We start from the raw sequence: 15,771 nt of genomic DNA, 5'->3' as shown, positions 1-15,771 counted from the left end.
CTCCAGGTCAGATCCGGGCGGCGGCGAGGGCGGACAGCAGCAGCAGGTCGACGTCCTCGAGGCTGTCGAGCACCACCACCCCGGGCTCCTCGGGAATCGGCACGGTGGACGGCACCGCGACCGCCCGGCAGCCGGCCGCGAGCGCCGCGGCCAGCCCGACCGGGCTGTCCTCCACCACCACGCAGTCCCGCGGCGCCACCCCGAGCCGCGCGGCCGCCCGCAGATACGGGTCGGGGGCCGGCTTGGTGCGGGCGGTGTCCTCCGCCGCCACGGTCAGCGCGAACCAGTCCGCGCCGAGGGTGCGCAGCACCACGTCCACCACCCGCCGCGGCGACGCGGTCACCAGCGCCGCCGGCACGCCCGCGTCCTGCAACCGCGCGAGCAGTCCCAGCGCGCCCGGCCGCGGCCGGACCTCCTCGGCGACGCGCGCGGTGAACGCGGCGTCCAGCTCCCGCGCGATCCGCGCCTCAGGAGCCGCACCGCCGCTCACGCGGTGCAGGTGCCGTGCGGTGTACCCGACCGGGCGGCCCAGCACCTCCGGCAGATCGGCGTCGGTCGGGAGGTACCCCAGCCGCCGCGCGGTCTCCTCGACGGCCCGCCACCACAGGTGCTCGGTGTCGACGAGGGTGCCGTCCATGTCGAGCAGGACGGCGGCGGGCAGGGCGGGGGTGCTACGGGAGTGCACTCGGGTGCCGTTCCTAGGAGTTCGGGGAGGGTGAGGGAGGTGAGGTGGGGTGGTGAGGGACGCGGAAGGGGCACGCACGGGCGCGGTTGCGTGCCGGCCGCGCGGTGGGGTGCGGCGCACGGGCGGCCCGGCCGGTCGTCGTACCCGGCCGGGTGCCGCCGCGCGCACCGCGGCCGGTACGGCACGGGACCGGCGCCCGCGCGCCGCAGCGGAGTCAGCGGGCGCGGCGGTCCACCAGGACGGCGCGGGCCGGCAGCGTGACCGTGGCCGGCGAGCCGACCGGCAGGTCGGCCGCGGTCCCGGTGGGCAGGTCGGCCTTGACCTCGGCGCCGCCGGCGAGCCGGACGGTCAGCCGGGTCACCGCGCCGAGGAAGGAGGCGGCCACCACGGTGGCCGATCCCTGGGCGTCGGAAGCCAGCTGGACGGACTCCGGCCGGACCAGGGCGTCCAGCTCGCCGCCGGCGGGCAGCTCGCCCGCCACCGGCAGCCGCTGCCCCAGCACTTCGACCAGTCCTTCGGCCGCGCGCAGCGCGGGGATCCGGCTCATGGTGCCGACGAACTCCGCGACGAAGGCCGTCGCCGGCCGGGCGTACAACTCGGCCGGTTCGGCGACCTGTTCGAGCCGTCCGGCGCGCAGTACGGCGACCCGGTCGGCCATCGACAGCGCCTCCTCCTGGTCGTGCGTCACGAACAACGTGGTGATCCCCAGGTCCTGTTGCAGCCGGCGGATCTCCTCGCGCAGCGAGAGCCGCACCTTCGCGTCGAGCGCCGACAGCGGCTCGTCGAGCAGCAGGACGCGCGGCCGGAGCGCCAGCGCCCGTGCGAGCGCCACCCGTTGCTGCTGCCCGCCGGACATCTGGTGCGGGAACCGGCCGGCCAGCGGCCCGAGGCCCACCAGCTCCAGCAACTCGGCTGCTCTGCGCTGCCGTTCGCCCCTGCCCGTGCCGCGCATCCGCAGCCCGAAGGAGACGTTCTCCGCGGCGGTCAGGTGCGGGAAGAGGCTGTACGACTGGAACACCATGCCGGTGCCGCGCCGGTGGGCGGGCACCCCGGTGATGTCCTCGCCGTCGACCAGCACCTCGCCGGCGTCCGGGTGCTCGAAGCCGGCCAGCATCCGCAGCGCGGTGGTCTTGCCGCAGCCGGACGGGCCGAGCAGCGCCAGCAGTTCGCCGGGCCGGGCAGCCAGGTCCAGGCCCTCCAGCGCGACCGTGGCGCCGAACCTCCGGTGCAGCCCGCGGAACTCGACGGTGGCGCCGGCCGCCGCGCCGGCGGACGCGGTCTTCTGCGCGGTGCTCGCCGCGGTGGTCGCTGCGGTCATGACGTCTCCCGGACGGTCGGCGCCGCGTCGGCGGCGTGGCGGATGCTGCGCGGGGGGCGCTGCGCGCGCCCGCGTCCGGCGGCGGCGAGCAGCAGCAACAGGGCCCAGGTGAGGACCAGGCTGAGCACCGAGACGGCCACCGAGACCTGGGCGTCGCTGCCGCCCAGGGACACGATCCACACCGCGAAGGGCTGGAACCCGAGGATCGAGGCGACGGTGTACTCACCGAGTACCAGGGCCAGGGTGAGGAACGCGGTGTTGAGCAGGGCGCCGCGCAGATTGGGCAGCACCACGTACAGGACGGTCCGCGGCCAGCCCGCCCCGCAGTTGCGGCTCGCCTCCACCAGCGTGGCGAGGTCGAGCGCGCGCAGCCCGGCGTCCAGCGTGCGATACGCCAGCGGCAGCGCCATCAGCACGTACGCCAGCAGCAGCACCACCGGGAAGCCCGGGTCCTGGATCGCGTTGAACGTCTGGAACAACGGGGTGTCCGCGAAGTCGTCCGGGCCCCACCGCAGCACCGAGCCGATGCCCGCGGTGAGCGCCACCGCCGGGACGACCAGCGGAAGCGAGCAGAGCACCTCCACGAGCACCCGCAGCCGCGGCGCGGCCAGCCGTACCGCGATCAGGGCGGGCACGAGCAGCAGCAGGGTCGCCGCGACGGTGGCCGCGGCCAGTTCCAGGGTCAGCCGCAGGCTGCTCCAGAAGCCGGCGGCGCCGAGGATGCCCGTGTAGGAGCCGAGCGTGAAGCCCTTGCCCGGCACGTCCACGGTGAACAGGACGGAGAACGCCATCGGCCCGAGGAAGCAGACGGCGGCCACCAGGCCGACGAGGCCGCGCCACAGCCGGGGCCTGCCCCTGCGCCGGGCGGTGGCGCCCGCGGGCACCGGCGCGGCGGTGTCCTGGCCGGGGGCGGCCGGGGTCAGTGCAGCCATCGCGCGCTCCTGCGCTGCAGCGGGATGTACGCGGCCATCACCAGACCGGCGATCACGATCATGTCCAGGCTCAGCGCGAGCGCCACGTTGCCCTGGCCGGCGAGGACGTTGCCGGACAGCGCGTTGGCGATCTGCAGGGTGATCAGCGGCACCGAGCTGCCGACGATGGCCGCGGCGGTCGCGTAGGCCGCGAACGCGCTGCCGAAGAGCAGGACGAAGCCGCCGAGCAGCGACGGCGCCAGGATCGGCAGCGCCACGTGCGTCCAGTACTGCCGGGTGGTGGCGCCGCTGTTCTGCGCCGCCTCCCGCCACTGGACCCGCAGGCCCTCCAGCGCCGGCGTGACGGTGAGCACCATCAGCGGCACCAGGAAGTACAGGTACACGATCGTCAGGCCGGTGAAGGAGTACAGGCTCCAGCCGTGCCGGGTCAGGTCCAGCGCGCGGGTCAGCTCGCCGGAGTTGCCCAGGGTGGCGACGAAGGCGAAGGCGAGCGGCACCCCGCCGAAGTTGGCGAGCACCCCGGAGGCGGCCAGCACCGCCTCGCGCAGCGCCCGGAAGCGCGAGGTGACGACCGCGTGGGCGAGCGGCAGTCCGAGCAGCACGCCGAGGGCGGCGGTGAGCGCGGAGAGCCGGACGCTGCCCCACAGGGCGGTCAGGTAGGCGCCGTGCACCGACTGGGTGAGGTTCCCGGTGGTCCAGTGCACGCCGCCGGGGGCGCCGGGCGCGGTCTTGAACGCGTTGGTGACGATCGCGAAGGCGGGCAGCCCGAAGACGACGAGCACGAAGGCGATCAGCGGCAGGACGGCGAGCCAGCCGGCGGAACGGCGCCTGCGGCCGGCGTTCCCGCGGGAGGCCGGGGAGGGGGCGGGGGCGAGGGCGGCCGGGCCGCCGCCGGCCTCCTTCGAGGAGGGGTCGGCGGCGGGCGGCGGCGTCGCGGCGTGAGCCGTGGTCATGGCGCCGGTCAGCTCACGGCCTTGGCCCAGCCGGCGAGCACGGCCTTCTGGGCCGCGTCGACCTGGGCGGAGGTCGGGAACGCCGGGGTGCCGGTCACCGGCGGGAGCTTCGCGGCGGCGGCCTGGTCGACGGTGCCCTTCTGCGCCATCGCGGGCATCTCCGCCGGCCGCGAGAAGCCCTGCAGCCACAGGTTCTGGCCCTCGGCGCTGTAGAGGAACTCCTCCCACAGCCGGGCGGCGGCCGGGTGCGGCGCGTACTTGTTGATCGCCTGGCTGTAGTACTGGGCGTACTGGCCGTCGGAGGGCACCGCGACCTTCCACTGGAGTCCCTTGGCCGCGAACTCCCTGGCGTAGCCGGCGTTCAGGTAGTCCCAGTCGATGCTGATCGGCGTCTCGCCCTTCTCGACCGTCGCCGGGGTGGACTCCACCGGGTTGTAGTTGCCGTTCGCCTTGAGCTTGTGGAAGAAGTCCAGGCCGGGCTGGATGTCGTCCAGCGAGCCGCCGCTCGCGAGGGCCGCGGCGAAGACGCCGCCGAACGCCGAGCCCGACTTGGTCGGGTCGCCGTTCAGCGCCACCTGGCCCTTGTACTGCGGCTTGAGCAGGTCGGCGAAGGTGGTCGGGCACTCCTTGACGGCCTTGGCGTCGCAGCCGATGGAGACGTAGCCGCCGTAGTCGTCGTAGCGCAGGCCGCCCGGGTCCTTCTGGGCGGCCGGGATGTCGTCCCAGGTGGCGACCTTGTACGGGGCGAGGATGCCCTGCGAGGCGGCGCTGAGCGCGAAGGAGTTGCCGAGGTCCACGACGTCGGGGGCGCGGCGCTGGCCCTTGCGCGAGGTGATCGCGTTGATCTCGTCCTGGCTGGCGCCGTCGGGGTTCTCGTCCTGGACCTTGATGCCGTACTTCTTCTCGAACGCGGCGATGACCGCGCCGTAGTTGGCCCAGTCCGGCGGCAGGGCGATGGCGTTGAGGGTGCCTTCCTTCTTCGCTGCGGCGACCAGCGCGTCCATCCCGCCGAAGTCCGCGGCGGAGGTGGCGGTCGCCGCGTTCTTGCCGCCCGCGGCGGCGTTCGAGGCCGAGGTCTCGGAGCCGCAGGCGGCCAGTGCGAGGGCCGTGCAGGCGAGCCCGGCGGCCACGAGTGCGGCTCTGAAACGGTGGGCAGTCACGGGAATGTCCTCCAGGGGGAACGTGGCGAGCGGCGGAGATGTCCCCGGGCCGTCCACGGAGCACCAAAGTTGGCTGTACAACTTGGCTCAGTTCGCCAGACGCCGGTGGCCGGAAGGTGAACGGCCGGACGCCGGCGGGGGGATGGGACGGGAATCTCGCCGTCCGCCGGTAGCGGTCCGGTCACCGGGCGGGACGGGTGGCGCGCGGCGGTCACGAAGCGGATAGGGTCCAGCGGGACTGGTGGTGCGCCACGGCGTCGAGTCGCCGAGGGCGGCGCGCGGCCGCCGGTGTCGAGGGGCCACGACGACCGGTCGATGGCCGTGCCGATCGGGGAGGGACCTTGCAGGACGGGCGTGCGGAGCCGGCCAAGGGCACGCTGTACCGCGAGGTCGCGGGCGATCTGCGCGACGCGATCGCCGCCGGCGAGTACGGCTCGGGCGGCCGGCTGCCCGCCGAGGCCGCCCTGGCCGAGCGGTACGGGGTCTCCCGCGGCACCATCCGCCAGGCGCTGGCGTCGCTGCGGGCCGACGGCCTGGTCACCTCACGCCGCGGCACCCGCCGGGTGGTGCTCGGCACCGCGCGGATGCAGAGCTTCGCCGAAGTGGTGAGCTTCACCAGCTGGGCGCGCTCGCTGGGCGAGGAGCCCGGCGGCCGGGTGGAGCGGGTCGAGCGGCGGCCCGCCGACGCCCGCGAGTGCGAGCAGCTGCGGATGGAGCCCGGCGGCGAGGTGGTCCTGGTGCTGCGGGTGCGCACCCTGTCGGGCCGGCCCGTCATGGTGGAGCGGTCGCTCTACCCGCTGTGGGTGGGGGAGTTGGTGGCGCGGATCCCGCCGGACGCGGTCTCGCACACCGAGCCGCTCCAGGAGCAGGGCGTGGTCTTCGCCGACGCCGACCACACCATCGACCTGACCTCGGCCGACGCCGACGACGCGCGGCTGCTCGGCTGCGAGCCCGGCGACGCGCTGCTGCGCGAGCGCCGCCGCTCCACCGACCCCTCCGGCGCGCCCCTCGAATGGTCCGAGGACCGCTACCTGCCCGGCACCGTCGCCTTCACCGTCCACAACTCCATCGCCGCCTCCGCCCTGACCCGCCGCCACCGCCGCGCCCCCTGACCGGTGCGCCTTCCGGGTTCGGCCGGGCGCCGTCCGGGTGGAGCAGCCGCGGAAACCGGTTGATCGCCCCACCCCGCTCGGATAGCAATGTCCCGTGATACGCGGTGAGAAGATCGGCCTGCGGGCCCGGCGCGAGAGCGACGTCCCCGTTCTCCACTCCGAGTTGTACGACGACGTGGCCACCCGGTCGCGCGCCGACTCCCGCCCGTGGCGGCCCGTCGCACCGGACTCGGGGCACTCGCCGTTCGCCGTGGCCGGACCGTCGGAGGGGGCGGCGTGCTTCTCCGTCGTCGAGCTGGACTCGCGGGAACTGGCGGGCGAGGCCCTGCTCTGGGGGATCGACACACACAACCGGATGGCTCACCTCGGGATCGCGCTGCGCCCCGCCTTCCGCGGCCGCGGGCTCAGCGCGGACGTCCTGCGCGTGCTGTGCGACTACGGGTTCGCCGTACGGGGACTGCAGCGCCTGCAGATCGAGACGCTCACGGACAACGCGCCGATGCTCGCGGCGGCCACCGGGGTCGGCTTCACGCGGGAGGGCACGCTGCGCAACTCCGCATGGGTGTACGGCGCCTTCGCGGACGAAGCCGTCCTCGGCCTCCTCGCGCGCGAGTGGGCCCGCCCGGAGGACAGCACGAGTCCGGCCACGGGGTAGAGGGACCCGAACGGGCGGGACTCTATCCCGCAAGGGACTTGTGGAGGACCCCCAGGTCGGGGCCCTGCTCTACGGTGCGGTCGCGGCCGTTCAGGCCGTGCGGCCGGCCATGCGGCTCCAGGACGTCGATGCGCCCGAAGCGCGAGGCCGCCTCCGTGAGCGCCGCGGTGAGCCGGTCCGGGTCGGCCGCGTCACGTCAACTTCAAGCGTGAAGTGACGCGAACTGTTGATCATTCTTACCTTGAAGTGATGAGGGAGCGTGCGGACCCGAAGGGGCGATTCCGGGACCGCCCCTGGACGGGGCGTCGCTCAGGAGCGCACCAGCCGCGCGATGGCCTCCGAGGCTTCCTTCACCTTCAGGTCCGCCTCGGAGCCGCCGGCGGAGATCGCGTCCGCGACGCAGTGGTGGAGGTGCTGCTCCAGCAGGCCGAGGGACAGCGACTGCAGTGCCTTGGTGGCCGCCGATACCTGGGTGAGGATGTCGATGCAGTACTCGTCGCCCTCCACCATCCGCGCCAGCCCGCGGACCTGTCCTTCGATGCGGCGCAGGCGCTTGAGGTACGCGTCCTTGTCCTGGGTGTAGCCGTGCGCCGCGCCGGCTGTTGTCGAGTCCATGAAAACCTCTCTCCTCGCCGATCCCTCCAGGATACCCCCCCTGGGTATGTACCGGGAGGCTGTGATCGCACGTCACGCGGGGCGGGCCGCCCCCTCGGCGGCCCGCCGGTACAGCTGCCCGGGCGACGATCGCAAGGTCGGCACGCAGGCGCGTCCCGTCCGCGGGCGCCCGCCGAGGGCGGGAACCGGTCGGTGGCGCCGGCCCGTTGGGACGGGCGCCCCACTCGGTTGAGCGGGGCGCCCGAGGGGATGGCGGTGCGGTACTGCGTCAGGCGGTGGTCGCGTACCTGGCCGGGTCGGCGTCGAAGGCCGGGCCGCAGCCCGCGCAGCAGAACCAGTAGCGGTTGCCGTCGTAGTCGCGGAACAGGCCCTGGGCCTCGGCGACGCTCTTGACGACGGTACTGCCGGTCATCACCGGGCAGACGGCGGTGTCGTCGCCCGCGGCCGCCGGGGAAGGCGCCGCCGCCTGGCCGCCGCCGCAGCAGCTGCCGGTGGAGGCGACCTGGTGGCCGGTGTTCTCGGTGTTCACGAGGAATACCTGTCTTTCTGTGAAGGGGTGGGTGATCGGGTCAGGCGGTCGTGGTGGCCGTGCCGGTGAAGCCGCGCAGGCGCAGGCTGTTGCCGACGACGAAGACGCTGGAGAAGGCCATGGCGGCACCGGCGAGCATCGGGTTGAGCAGGCCCAGTGCCGCGATCGGGATGGCCGCGACGTTGTAGGCGAAGGCCCAGAACAGGTTGGACTTGATGGTGGCGAGCGTCCTGCGGGACAGGCGGATCGCGTCGACCGCGCTCAGCAGGTCGCCGCGGACCAGGGTGATGTCGGACGCCTCGATCGCGACGTCCGTGCCCGTGCCCATGGCCAGCCCCAGGTCGGCCCTGGCCAGTGCGGGCGCGTCGTTGACGCCGTCGCCGACCATCGCGACCGTCCTGCCCTCGCTCTGCAGGCGGGCCACGACGTCCACCTTGTCCTCGGGCAGCACCTCGGCGAAGACCTGCTCGATCCCCACCTCGGCGGCGATCTGCCGGGCCACCGCGTCGTTGTCCCCGGTGAGCAGGACCGGCGTCAGCCCGATCCTCTTCAACCGGGCTATCGCCTCGGCGCTGGTGGGCTTGACGGTGTCGGCGACCACGAGCACGCCCCGGGCGGCGCCGTCCCAGGCGACCGCGACCGCGGTCCGGCCCTCGGCCTCGGCCCGGGCCTTGGCGGCCGCGGCCTCGGGGCTCAGGTGCAGGGACCACTCGGCGAGCAGGGACTCGCGGCCGACGAGCACGGCGTGCCCCTCGACGACGCCCTGGACGCCCTTGCCCTCGATGTTCGTGAAGTCCTCCGGGGCCGGCGGGGTGCCGGTCTCCTGGGCGGCGGCCTTCGCTACGGCCTGGGCGATCGGGTGCTCGGAGGAGTCCTCCAGGGCGCCGGCCAGGCGGAGCAACTGCGCCCGGTCGGTGCCCGCTTCGGTGATCACCTCGACCAGCGTCATCTTCCCGGTGGTGACGGTCCCGGTCTTGTCGAGCACGACCGTGTCGACCCTGCGCGTGGACTCCAGCACCTCCGGCCCCTTGATTAGCACGCCCATCTGCGCGCCGCGGCCGGTACCGACCAGCAGGGCCGTCGGCGTGGCGAGCCCCAGCGCGCAGGGGCAGGCGACGACGAGCACCGCGACCGCCGCGGTGAACGCCGCGGCCACCGGGAACCCGGCGCCCAGCCACGCGCCCAGCGCGGCCACGGCGACGGCGATGACCACCGGCACGAACACCCCGGAGATCCGGTCGGCCAGGCGCTGCACCTGAGCCTTGCCGGTCTGCGCGTCCTCGACGAGCCGGGCCATCTGCGCGAGCCGGGTGTCCGACCCGACGCGGCCGGCGCGCACCACGAGACGTCCGCCGGCGTTGACCGTGGCGCCGGTGACCGCGTCGCCCTCGCCGACCTCGACCGGGACGGACTCGCCGGTCAGCATCGACGCGTCCACCGCAGAGGTGCCCGACACGACCACGCCGTCGGTCGCGATCTTCTCGCCCGGGCGGACGACGAACTCGTCGCCGACCGTCAGGTCCTCGATCGGGATCTTCGTCTCGACGCCGGCGCGCAGCACCGACACGTCCTTCGCGCCCAGCTCCAGCAGGGCCCGCAGGGCGGCGCCGGCCTGCCGCTTCGAGCGCTTCTCGAAGTACCGGCCGGCCAGGATGAACATCGTCACCCCTGAGGCGACCTCCAGGTAGATGTTGGAGGCCCCGTCGGACGGCGCGAGGGTCAGCTCGAAGGGGTGCTTCATGCCCGGGGTGCCGGCGTCGCCGAGGAACAGCGCGTACAGCGACCACAGGAACGCCGCGGCCGTCCCCATGGAGATCAGCGTGTCCATCGTGGCGGTGCCGTGCTTGAGGTTCGTCCAGGCCGCCTTGTGGAACGGCAGCGCCGCCCACACGATCACCGGGGCCGCGAGGGTCAGCGACGCCCACTGCCAGTTGGTGAACTGCAGCGCCGGGACCATGGCCATCGCGATCACGGGCAGCGTCAGCACGACCGACACCGCCAGGCGGTCGCGCAGCGACGTCAGTTCCGGGTCGGCGTCGTCAGGGGATCCGCCCGGGCCGGCGTCCTTCCCCGCCGTCTCGGGCCGGGGGAGCTCGGCCGTGTAACCGGTCCTCTCGACCTCGGCGACCAGCAGCGCGGGGTCGTAGTCCGCGGGCACGCTCACCTTGGCCTTCTCGGTGGCGTAGTTGACGGTGGCGGTGACGCCGTCGAGCCTGTTCAGCTTCTTCTCGATCCGCATCGCGCAGGAGGCGCAGGTCATCCCGCCGATGTCCAACTCGATGCTCTGCCCGCTCCCGGCGGGCGCTGTGGTACTCATGCCGATCCTTCTTCCGACTCGTCAGGTCCACCGTCCGTGCGGTCAGTGGCCGTGGGAGTCCGTGTCGTGGGTGGCGCCCGCTCCGCCCAGGGCCGCGTCGAGGACGAACGTGGCGGTGTGCACCCGACCGCCGACCTGGAAGTCCAGGTACAGCAGGTAGCGGCCGGCCGTGGGCGCCTGGGCCCCGAACGCGATCCCCGGGCCGCCCCTGTCACCCGGCTCGGGCTCGGCGCCCTGCGGGTGCACGTGCAGATAGGCGAGGTCCCCCTGGCGCAGGGCGACCAGGTGGCCGTAGGCGCCCAGATAGGGCTCCAGGGCCGTCACGGGCTTGCCGTCCCTGGTGACGGTGGCGGTCAGTTCACCCGTCGACCCCGCCGTCAGGCGCCCGGACAGCGACACCGAGAAGCCGTCGACCACGCTGGTCGTGCGTACCGCCGGGGCGGCGGCCGGGGCGAGGTCGCCCGCGACGTCGACGCTGCTCGTCAGCGTCAGGTTCGCGGCGTCCTTGCCGGCGGCCGGTGTGAAGTCCGTGTACACGCGGTACGTGCCCGCCGCGTCCCACCGCCACGGCACCGACCACGTGCCGGTGGCCCGGTCCAGCGTCGGGTGCACATGGCGGAAGTGCGTCCCGTCGGAGCGCACCACGATCAGGTGCAGGTCCTTGTCGTGCGACGCCGCGTAGTCGAGCAGCGGCCTGCCCGCCCCGTCGTGGATCCGGAAGTCCAGCTCTCCGGGCAGACCGGTCGTCCCGGGCGCGCTCACGTCCGTCAGCAGGTAGCCGCCCGCGGACGCCGAGAGCCCGGCGGGAGCCGTCGAGGACTCCTCGTGGGTCATGGTGTGCCGGTCGTTCATGTCGCTCTTCCTCTCCCAGCCGGTGACCACGCTCTGCGGGACCGCGACGGCGGCGATGCCGAAGGCCCCGGCGAACGCGATCGCCAGTCCCGCCGCGTAGGCGGTCAGCCGTCCCGCCGCGTTCATCGGACCCGCACCGCCGCGTAGCCGGCCTCGTCGACGGCCGCGAGCACCTGCGCGTCGTCGACCGCTCCGGAGCCGGTGACGACGAGCCGGCCGCTCAGGGCGCTGACCTCGATGCCCTCGACCCCCGGCACCTGGCCGACCTCCTCGCGGACGGACATCTCGCAGTGGCCGCAGGTCATGCCCGTCACCTTGTACTCGATGCTGCTCATCACGCCGCTCCCCTTCTCGGCTCATATACCCCCAGGGGGTACCCATGTCGGCGACCATATACCCCCTAGGGGTATATGGCAACGGCGGTTGCGGGCGGGTGCGAGGCGCTCCTCGGCGGCCGGAATCCCGGTCGCCCGCGCCCCGCGGATCCGCCACTCTGGGGACGTGACCGTCCTCCACCTGGTGCAGCACGCGGAGAAGAAGCGAGAGCCCGGTGACCCGGGCCTGACGGAGCTGGGGCGGCGGCAGGCGGCCGCGACGGCCGAGTGGGCTCGGCAGGCCGGTGTGCGGGCGCTGTTCAGCAGCCCGTTGCGGCGCGCCCGGGAGACCGCCCAGCCGATCGCCTTCCGGACCGGACTGCTGGTACGGGAGGACGTCCGGCTGCGCGAGCGGATGAACTGGGACGGAGACCAGAGCATCGAGGAGTTCCTGGCGCAGTGGGCGACCGCGGTGCGGGACCGGGACTTCGTCACCTCTTCCGGTGAGTCCTCCCGTGACATCGGCGAGCGCATGCGCGCGTGCCTGGCCGAACTGGCCGGACTGGCCGGCTCGGCCGGACAACCGGGCCCGGTCGCCGTCGTGACGCACGGGGGTGCCACGGTGGACCTGCTGCGCACCCTGATCGGCGACCGGGCGGTACCGGCCGAACTCATGGACCAGGGCGTTCCGTCCTGCGCGATCACCACGCTGGATCAGCTGTCCGTGGTGGAGATCGCCTCGGTGTCGTATCTGACGTCACTGCCGCCGTCCACCGCGTAGCGCCGGCCGCGCTGCGGGGCGGGGGAGGGCGCCGGTCGCTGGACGTGCAGCCGCCGCAGCGCTGGCGTACGTTCCGTATATGGGCGACGTGCGGTGTCACCGGCCGCCCGGACCAGGTGAGCGCGGTGCGGCATTCCACTGACACCGGCAGGCAGGCCGGCTTCGGGCTGGACCACCTGGAGCCGGTGCTGGCTGCCGCGGTACGCGACAGCGGGGCGTCCGCGGGCCTGCTGTATCTGCTGCCGCCGGGCGAACAGGTGCTGTGGCTGTCCCTGGTCTCGGGCGTCCCCAAGGGACTGGCCGCCCCGTGGGCCCGCGTCTCGCTGGAGGCCCCGACACCGGTCGCGGACGCGATTCGGCAGGAACGACTGGTGTGGCTGGCCGGCCGGGAGGAGATGGCCCGCCGGTATCCCCGGCTCGGGGTCGTCATGCCCTACGAGTTCATGGTCGCCGCCGCACCTCTGACCGGCCGCCGCCAGGTGTGGGGGACGCTGGTGCTGCTGTGGCAGGTCTGGCGCCCGCCGCAGCTCAGCGAGCACGAACGGGACACCATCACCGGATTCTGCCGCCGGGCGTCAGCCGTCCTCGACCAGGCTGCCGACGACGGCCGGCCGGTGCGGGCTCCGGAGGAACCCCGGGTCCTGGCGGCCGAGCGCTCCCCGGCGGACCCCACGCAGGCCCCGGCGGCGCTCGAGTTCACGCACCGCCTCCCCCTGGGATGCTGCGCCCTCGATCTGGACGGCCGCCTCACCCTCGTCAATCCCGCCGCCACCGCACTGATGGACGCGGGGGCCGCCACGCTCATCGGCAGACGCCCCTGGGAAGTCCTGCTGTGGCTGTCCGGCCCGGTCTTCGAGGACCGGTACATGGCGGCCGTGCTCAGCCGGCAGCCCACGTCCTTCACCGCCGTCCGCCCGCCGGACACGCCGTTGCTGTTCCGGCTCTACCCCGGGCCCAGCGGCATCAGCGTCGTGATCTCCCACGCCCCCGCCCATGACGCGGCCGCTCCTGCGGACCGGCAGGACGCGGCGCCCGTGGAGCAGTCCGCCGGGACGCCCCTGTACCTGCTGACGCGTCTGGCCGTGGCCCTGGCCGAGGCGGCGGGCGTCCGTGACGTGGCCGAACTGGCGGCCGATCAGATCGTGCCCGCCTTCGGCCCCCAGGGCATGGCCCTGATGACCATCGAGGGCGGCCGCGAGCGCATCCTCAGCAGCCGCGGCTACAGCACGGAGTTCCTCAGCCGCTTCGACGGGGCCCCGGTGACCGAGGGCTACCCGGGCGCGCACGCCGCACGGAACGCGGAGTGCCTCTTCTTCCCCAGCTTCGCCGACTACCAGCGGGCCTTCCCCCGCGTGCTGCGGTACGGCGACAGGAACGCATGGGCCTTCCTGCCGCTGATCACTTCGGGGCGTCCCATCGGCGCCCTCATCCTGTCCTACGACGAACCCCGCGCCTTCTCCGTACCGGAACGGGCCGTCCTGACCTCGCTGGCCGGTCTGGTCGCCCAGGCTCTGGGCCGTGCCCGCCTCTACGACAGCAACCACGAGCTCGCCCGCACCCTGCAGACCGGGCTGCTGCCCCGCGCCCTTCCCCGTATCCCCGGCCTGGAGACCGCGGCCCGCTACCTCCCGGCCGGCCAGGCCGGCATCGGCGGCGACTTCTACGACGTCATCCGCGGCGACGGTCTGGCCGCCGCCGTCATCGGCGACGTCCAGGGCCACAACACCACCGCCGCCGCGCTCATGGGCCAGGTCCGCACCGCCGTCCACGCCCACGCCTCCACGAGCGCCCCACCCGGCGAGGTGCTCGCCCGCACCAACCGCCTCATCGCCGACCTCGACCCCGGACTGTTCACGAGCTGCCTGATCGCCCACATCGACCTGCCCCGCCACCGGGTCCGCCTCGCGTCCGCGGGACACCCGCCGCCCCTGCTCCGGTTTCCCGACGGGCACACGGAAGTCGTGCGCCTGCCACCGGGACTCCTGCTCGGCATCGAGCCCGCCACGGAGTACTCCACCACCGAGATCCCGCTGCCGCCCGGGGCCGTCCTCGCCCTCTACACGGACGGACTCGTCGAGGTTCCCGGCATCGACATCGACCGGACCACCGAGGACCTCGCCCGCCGCCTCGCCCACGCCCCCGCGCGCGACCTGGAACAACTCGCCGACGCCCTCGTCCCCACCCTCGAACCCCCCGCCACCCGCCACGACGACATCGCCCTCCTCCTCATCCGCCCCCAGGACAACGGCAGATGAGAGCCCCGGCGCGGCCGCGACCTGACCAAACGGGGCGGCGATCCGCGAGAGGTCGCCCGCGCGGCCGGCTCGTCGGCCTACGGTGGGGGAGACCGACACCGAGGAGCTGTGGTTGCGTTGACGTTCTACGTGCCGGCGACGTTCGATCTGTACGAGTTCGACGACGGCAGTGTCGCCACAGGGCAGAGCACGCCTCCGAAGCGGTGGTTCGTCCATTGGGACGGGCTGATCGGCGCGCCTGCCGAGGAGGTCATTCTCGGATGGTCGGCGGGCGATGCCGTCGCGATGGTGTGCACGTCAGGAGGCGACTACGACAGGGCCGGAGCGCGGTTCCGGGCGGCCCACCTGGCGCTCGGCGGTGATGCGCTCCCGATACCCGGCCGGCCGCAGGGGATCCTCGCCACCAACCAGGCCATGGAGGAGTTGACGACCTCGGGACTGTGGACCGGGTCCGGAGACGTACCGGATCACGAGGTCACCGCGGAGACCGCGGCAGCGGACGGATTCGCCATCGGCCACCAGCGAGTCGGAGGCTGCTCGGTCTTCATCGCGGCCGTGAACGTTGAGCCGGCCCGCTTCGCGGTGCGCACCGTGCGGGACTGGTCGGCCTACGACGTCGACGCACGGACCAGCTTTCCCCGCGGCGCGCTGAAAGGGTGAGGCAGGACTCCGGGGCCCCGGGCACGGAAACGGCCGCACCGGTCGGGTGACCGGTGCGGGCGGGGTGGACGGGGGTCGGCTTCGGGGTCGGCTTCGGCTTTTGGGGGAGGAAGGGGTCAGGCCTGGGGCGGGGCGGGGGTGATCATGTAGGTCTCCAGCCTGCTGATCCGGTCGCCGCGGAAGGTGACGAGGTCGCAGAAGAGGACCTCCAACTGGCCGCCGTCGGGGAGGGGGGCGAGGACGGTGCCGTTGACGGCGAGGGTGTCGCCCTCCTCGATCATGCGGTCGATCTTGTGGGTCGGACGTTGCGATCCCGCGCCCTCGAGGACCACGCCGTCCGCGTTGTCGATCATGGCGAGGAGTACTTCCTTGCCGCGGAGGACGGGCTGGCCCTTCCTCTCGAACTCGAAGTCGTCGGTCACCAGGGACAGCAGTAAGTCGCGATCGACATTCTGCACGCCGTCGAGATACTTCTTGATGATGTCCTTGTGTTCGCTCATGCCGAAATTATCGGCCGACGAGGCTCGATCGGCAGTGGAGTCCCGGCGGAGACGGGCTTTCCGGAAGACGATCCCGGAGGCCAGGGTGTGTTCACCCGGACTCAGAATCGCCCGGGCTCCGAAGTGCGCTTGC

The 15,771-nt window shown here is 73.5% G+C and carries 16 protein-coding genes; 5 read left to right on the top strand and 11 right to left on the bottom strand.

What is annotated here, in order from left to right; genetic code table 11:
• Positions 1-7: 7 nt before the first annotated feature.
• The 5 genes from ACH4TG_RS15290 to ACH4TG_RS15270 form a co-directional block, all read right to left on the bottom strand.
• On the bottom strand, positions 8-685 hold the full coding sequence (locus ACH4TG_RS15290; protein ID WP_398242741.1) for an HAD family hydrolase: 678 nt from the start codon (positions 683-685) through the stop codon (positions 8-10).
• A 214-nt stretch (positions 686-899) separates the two neighbouring features.
• Positions 900-2,003 (bottom strand): ABC transporter ATP-binding protein, encoded by a 1,104-nt coding sequence (locus ACH4TG_RS15285; protein WP_398242740.1) that lies wholly within the window; start codon positions 2,001-2,003, stop codon positions 900-902.
• The gene (locus tag ACH4TG_RS15280; RefSeq protein ID WP_398242739.1) at positions 2,000-2,935 is read right to left on the bottom strand and encodes an ABC transporter permease; all 936 of its coding nucleotides are present in this window, start codon (positions 2,933-2,935) and stop codon (positions 2,000-2,002) included. The genes ACH4TG_RS15285 and ACH4TG_RS15280 overlap by 4 nt, the downstream gene beginning before the upstream one ends.
• The gene (locus tag ACH4TG_RS15275; RefSeq protein WP_398242738.1) at positions 2,923-3,888 is read right to left on the bottom strand and encodes an ABC transporter permease; all 966 of its coding nucleotides are present in this window, start codon (positions 3,886-3,888) and stop codon (positions 2,923-2,925) included. Before ACH4TG_RS15275 ends, ACH4TG_RS15280 begins: the two co-directional genes overlap by 13 nt.
• Before the next feature lie 8 nt (positions 3,889-3,896).
• Positions 3,897-5,048, bottom strand: a complete 1,152-nt coding sequence (locus ACH4TG_RS15270; RefSeq protein ID WP_398242737.1) for an ABC transporter substrate-binding protein — start codon at positions 5,046-5,048, stop codon at positions 3,897-3,899.
• A 341-nt stretch (positions 5,049-5,389) separates the two neighbouring features.
• Between ACH4TG_RS15270 and ACH4TG_RS15265 the strand changes: the two genes are divergently transcribed.
• Together ACH4TG_RS15265 and ACH4TG_RS15260 are read left to right on the top strand one after the other, a co-directional pair.
• Positions 5,390-6,160: a GntR family transcriptional regulator gene (locus tag ACH4TG_RS15265; RefSeq protein WP_398242736.1), complete on the top strand. Its 771-nt coding sequence runs from the start codon at positions 5,390-5,392 to the stop codon at positions 6,158-6,160.
• Positions 6,161-6,254: 94 nt separating this feature from the next.
• Positions 6,255-6,815 (top strand): GNAT family N-acetyltransferase, encoded by a 561-nt coding sequence (locus ACH4TG_RS15260; protein ID WP_398242735.1) that lies wholly within the window; start codon positions 6,255-6,257, stop codon positions 6,813-6,815.
• Between the two features lie 309 nt (positions 6,816-7,124).
• Here the strand turns inward: ACH4TG_RS15260 and ACH4TG_RS15255 are convergent, their stop codons facing one another.
• The 5 genes from ACH4TG_RS15255 to ACH4TG_RS15235 form a co-directional block, all read right to left on the bottom strand.
• Positions 7,125-7,430, bottom strand: a complete 306-nt coding sequence (locus ACH4TG_RS15255) for a metal-sensitive transcriptional regulator (RefSeq protein ID WP_398242734.1) — start codon at positions 7,428-7,430, stop codon at positions 7,125-7,127.
• Between the two features lie 268 nt (positions 7,431-7,698).
• The gene (locus ACH4TG_RS15250; protein ID WP_398242733.1) at positions 7,699-7,959 is read right to left on the bottom strand and encodes a YHS domain-containing protein; all 261 of its coding nucleotides are present in this window, start codon (positions 7,957-7,959) and stop codon (positions 7,699-7,701) included.
• A 40-nt stretch (positions 7,960-7,999) separates the two neighbouring features.
• Positions 8,000-10,276, bottom strand: coding sequence for a heavy metal translocating P-type ATPase (locus ACH4TG_RS15245; protein WP_398242732.1), 2,277 nt, complete (start codon positions 10,274-10,276; stop codon positions 8,000-8,002).
• 42 nt (positions 10,277-10,318) lie between these two features.
• On the bottom strand, positions 10,319-11,254 hold the full coding sequence (locus ACH4TG_RS15240) for a hypothetical protein (RefSeq protein ID WP_398242731.1): 936 nt from the start codon (positions 11,252-11,254) through the stop codon (positions 10,319-10,321).
• Positions 11,251-11,463 (bottom strand): heavy-metal-associated domain-containing protein, encoded by a 213-nt coding sequence (locus ACH4TG_RS15235; RefSeq protein ID WP_398242730.1) that lies wholly within the window; start codon positions 11,461-11,463, stop codon positions 11,251-11,253. Before ACH4TG_RS15235 ends, ACH4TG_RS15240 begins: the two co-directional genes overlap by 4 nt.
• Positions 11,464-11,629: 166 nt before the next feature.
• On the opposite strand from ACH4TG_RS15235, the gene ACH4TG_RS15230 reads away from it, so the two are divergent.
• The 3 genes from ACH4TG_RS15230 (at position 11,630) to ACH4TG_RS15220 (ending at position 15,138) form a co-directional block, all read left to right on the top strand.
• Positions 11,630-12,223, top strand: coding sequence for a histidine phosphatase family protein (locus ACH4TG_RS15230; RefSeq protein WP_398242729.1), 594 nt, complete (start codon positions 11,630-11,632; stop codon positions 12,221-12,223).
• A gap of 125 nt (positions 12,224-12,348) precedes the next feature.
• Positions 12,349-14,478: a SpoIIE family protein phosphatase gene (locus tag ACH4TG_RS15225; protein ID WP_398242728.1), complete on the top strand. Its 2,130-nt coding sequence runs from the start codon at positions 12,349-12,351 to the stop codon at positions 14,476-14,478.
• 108 nt (positions 14,479-14,586) lie between these two features.
• Positions 14,587-15,138, top strand: coding sequence for a hypothetical protein (locus ACH4TG_RS15220; RefSeq protein ID WP_398242727.1), 552 nt, complete (start codon positions 14,587-14,589; stop codon positions 15,136-15,138).
• Positions 15,139-15,254: 116 nt separating this feature from the next.
• Here the strand turns inward: ACH4TG_RS15220 and ACH4TG_RS15215 are convergent, their stop codons facing one another.
• A complete protein-coding gene (locus ACH4TG_RS15215) occupies positions 15,255-15,638 on the bottom strand; it encodes a nuclear transport factor 2 family protein (RefSeq protein WP_398242726.1) in 384 nt (127 codons plus the stop codon).
• Between the last annotated feature and the right edge of the window lie 133 nt (positions 15,639-15,771).

This window comes from Streptomyces sp. NPDC020917, assembly GCF_044333795.1.
GTDB lineage: Bacteria > Actinomycetota > Actinomycetes > Streptomycetales > Streptomycetaceae > Actinacidiphila.
The sequence above is the reverse complement of the archived record's forward strand: the minus strand, read 5'-3'. Positions and strand labels throughout refer to the sequence as shown.

What these genes read in the sequence shown, in the direction of transcription:
- ACH4TG_RS15285 (WP_398242740.1), bottom strand. Translation starts at nt 2,003, where the DNA reads ATGACCGCAGCGACCACCGCGGCGAGCACCGCGCAGAAGACCGCGTCC.
- ACH4TG_RS15280 (WP_398242739.1), bottom strand. Translation starts at nt 2,935, where the DNA reads ATGGCTGCACTGACCCCGGCCGCCCCCGGCCAGGACACCGCCGCGCCG.
- ACH4TG_RS15275 (WP_398242738.1), bottom strand. Translation starts at nt 3,888, where the DNA reads ATGACCACGGCTCACGCCGCGACGCCGCCGCCCGCCGCCGACCCCTCC.
- ACH4TG_RS15255 (WP_398242734.1), bottom strand. Translation starts at nt 7,430, where the DNA reads ATGGACTCGACAACAGCCGGCGCGGCGCACGGCTACACCCAGGACAAG.
- ACH4TG_RS15245 (WP_398242732.1), bottom strand. Translation starts at nt 10,276, where the DNA reads ATGAGTACCACAGCGCCCGCCGGGAGCGGGCAGAGCATCGAGTTGGAC.
- ACH4TG_RS15240 (WP_398242731.1), bottom strand. Translation starts at nt 11,254, where the DNA reads ATGAACGCGGCGGGACGGCTGACCGCCTACGCGGCGGGACTGGCGATC.
- ACH4TG_RS15235 (WP_398242730.1), bottom strand. Translation starts at nt 11,463, where the DNA reads ATGAGCAGCATCGAGTACAAGGTGACGGGCATGACCTGCGGCCACTGC.
- ACH4TG_RS15215 (WP_398242726.1), bottom strand. Translation starts at nt 15,638, where the DNA reads ATGAGCGAACACAAGGACATCATCAAGAAGTATCTCGACGGCGTGCAG.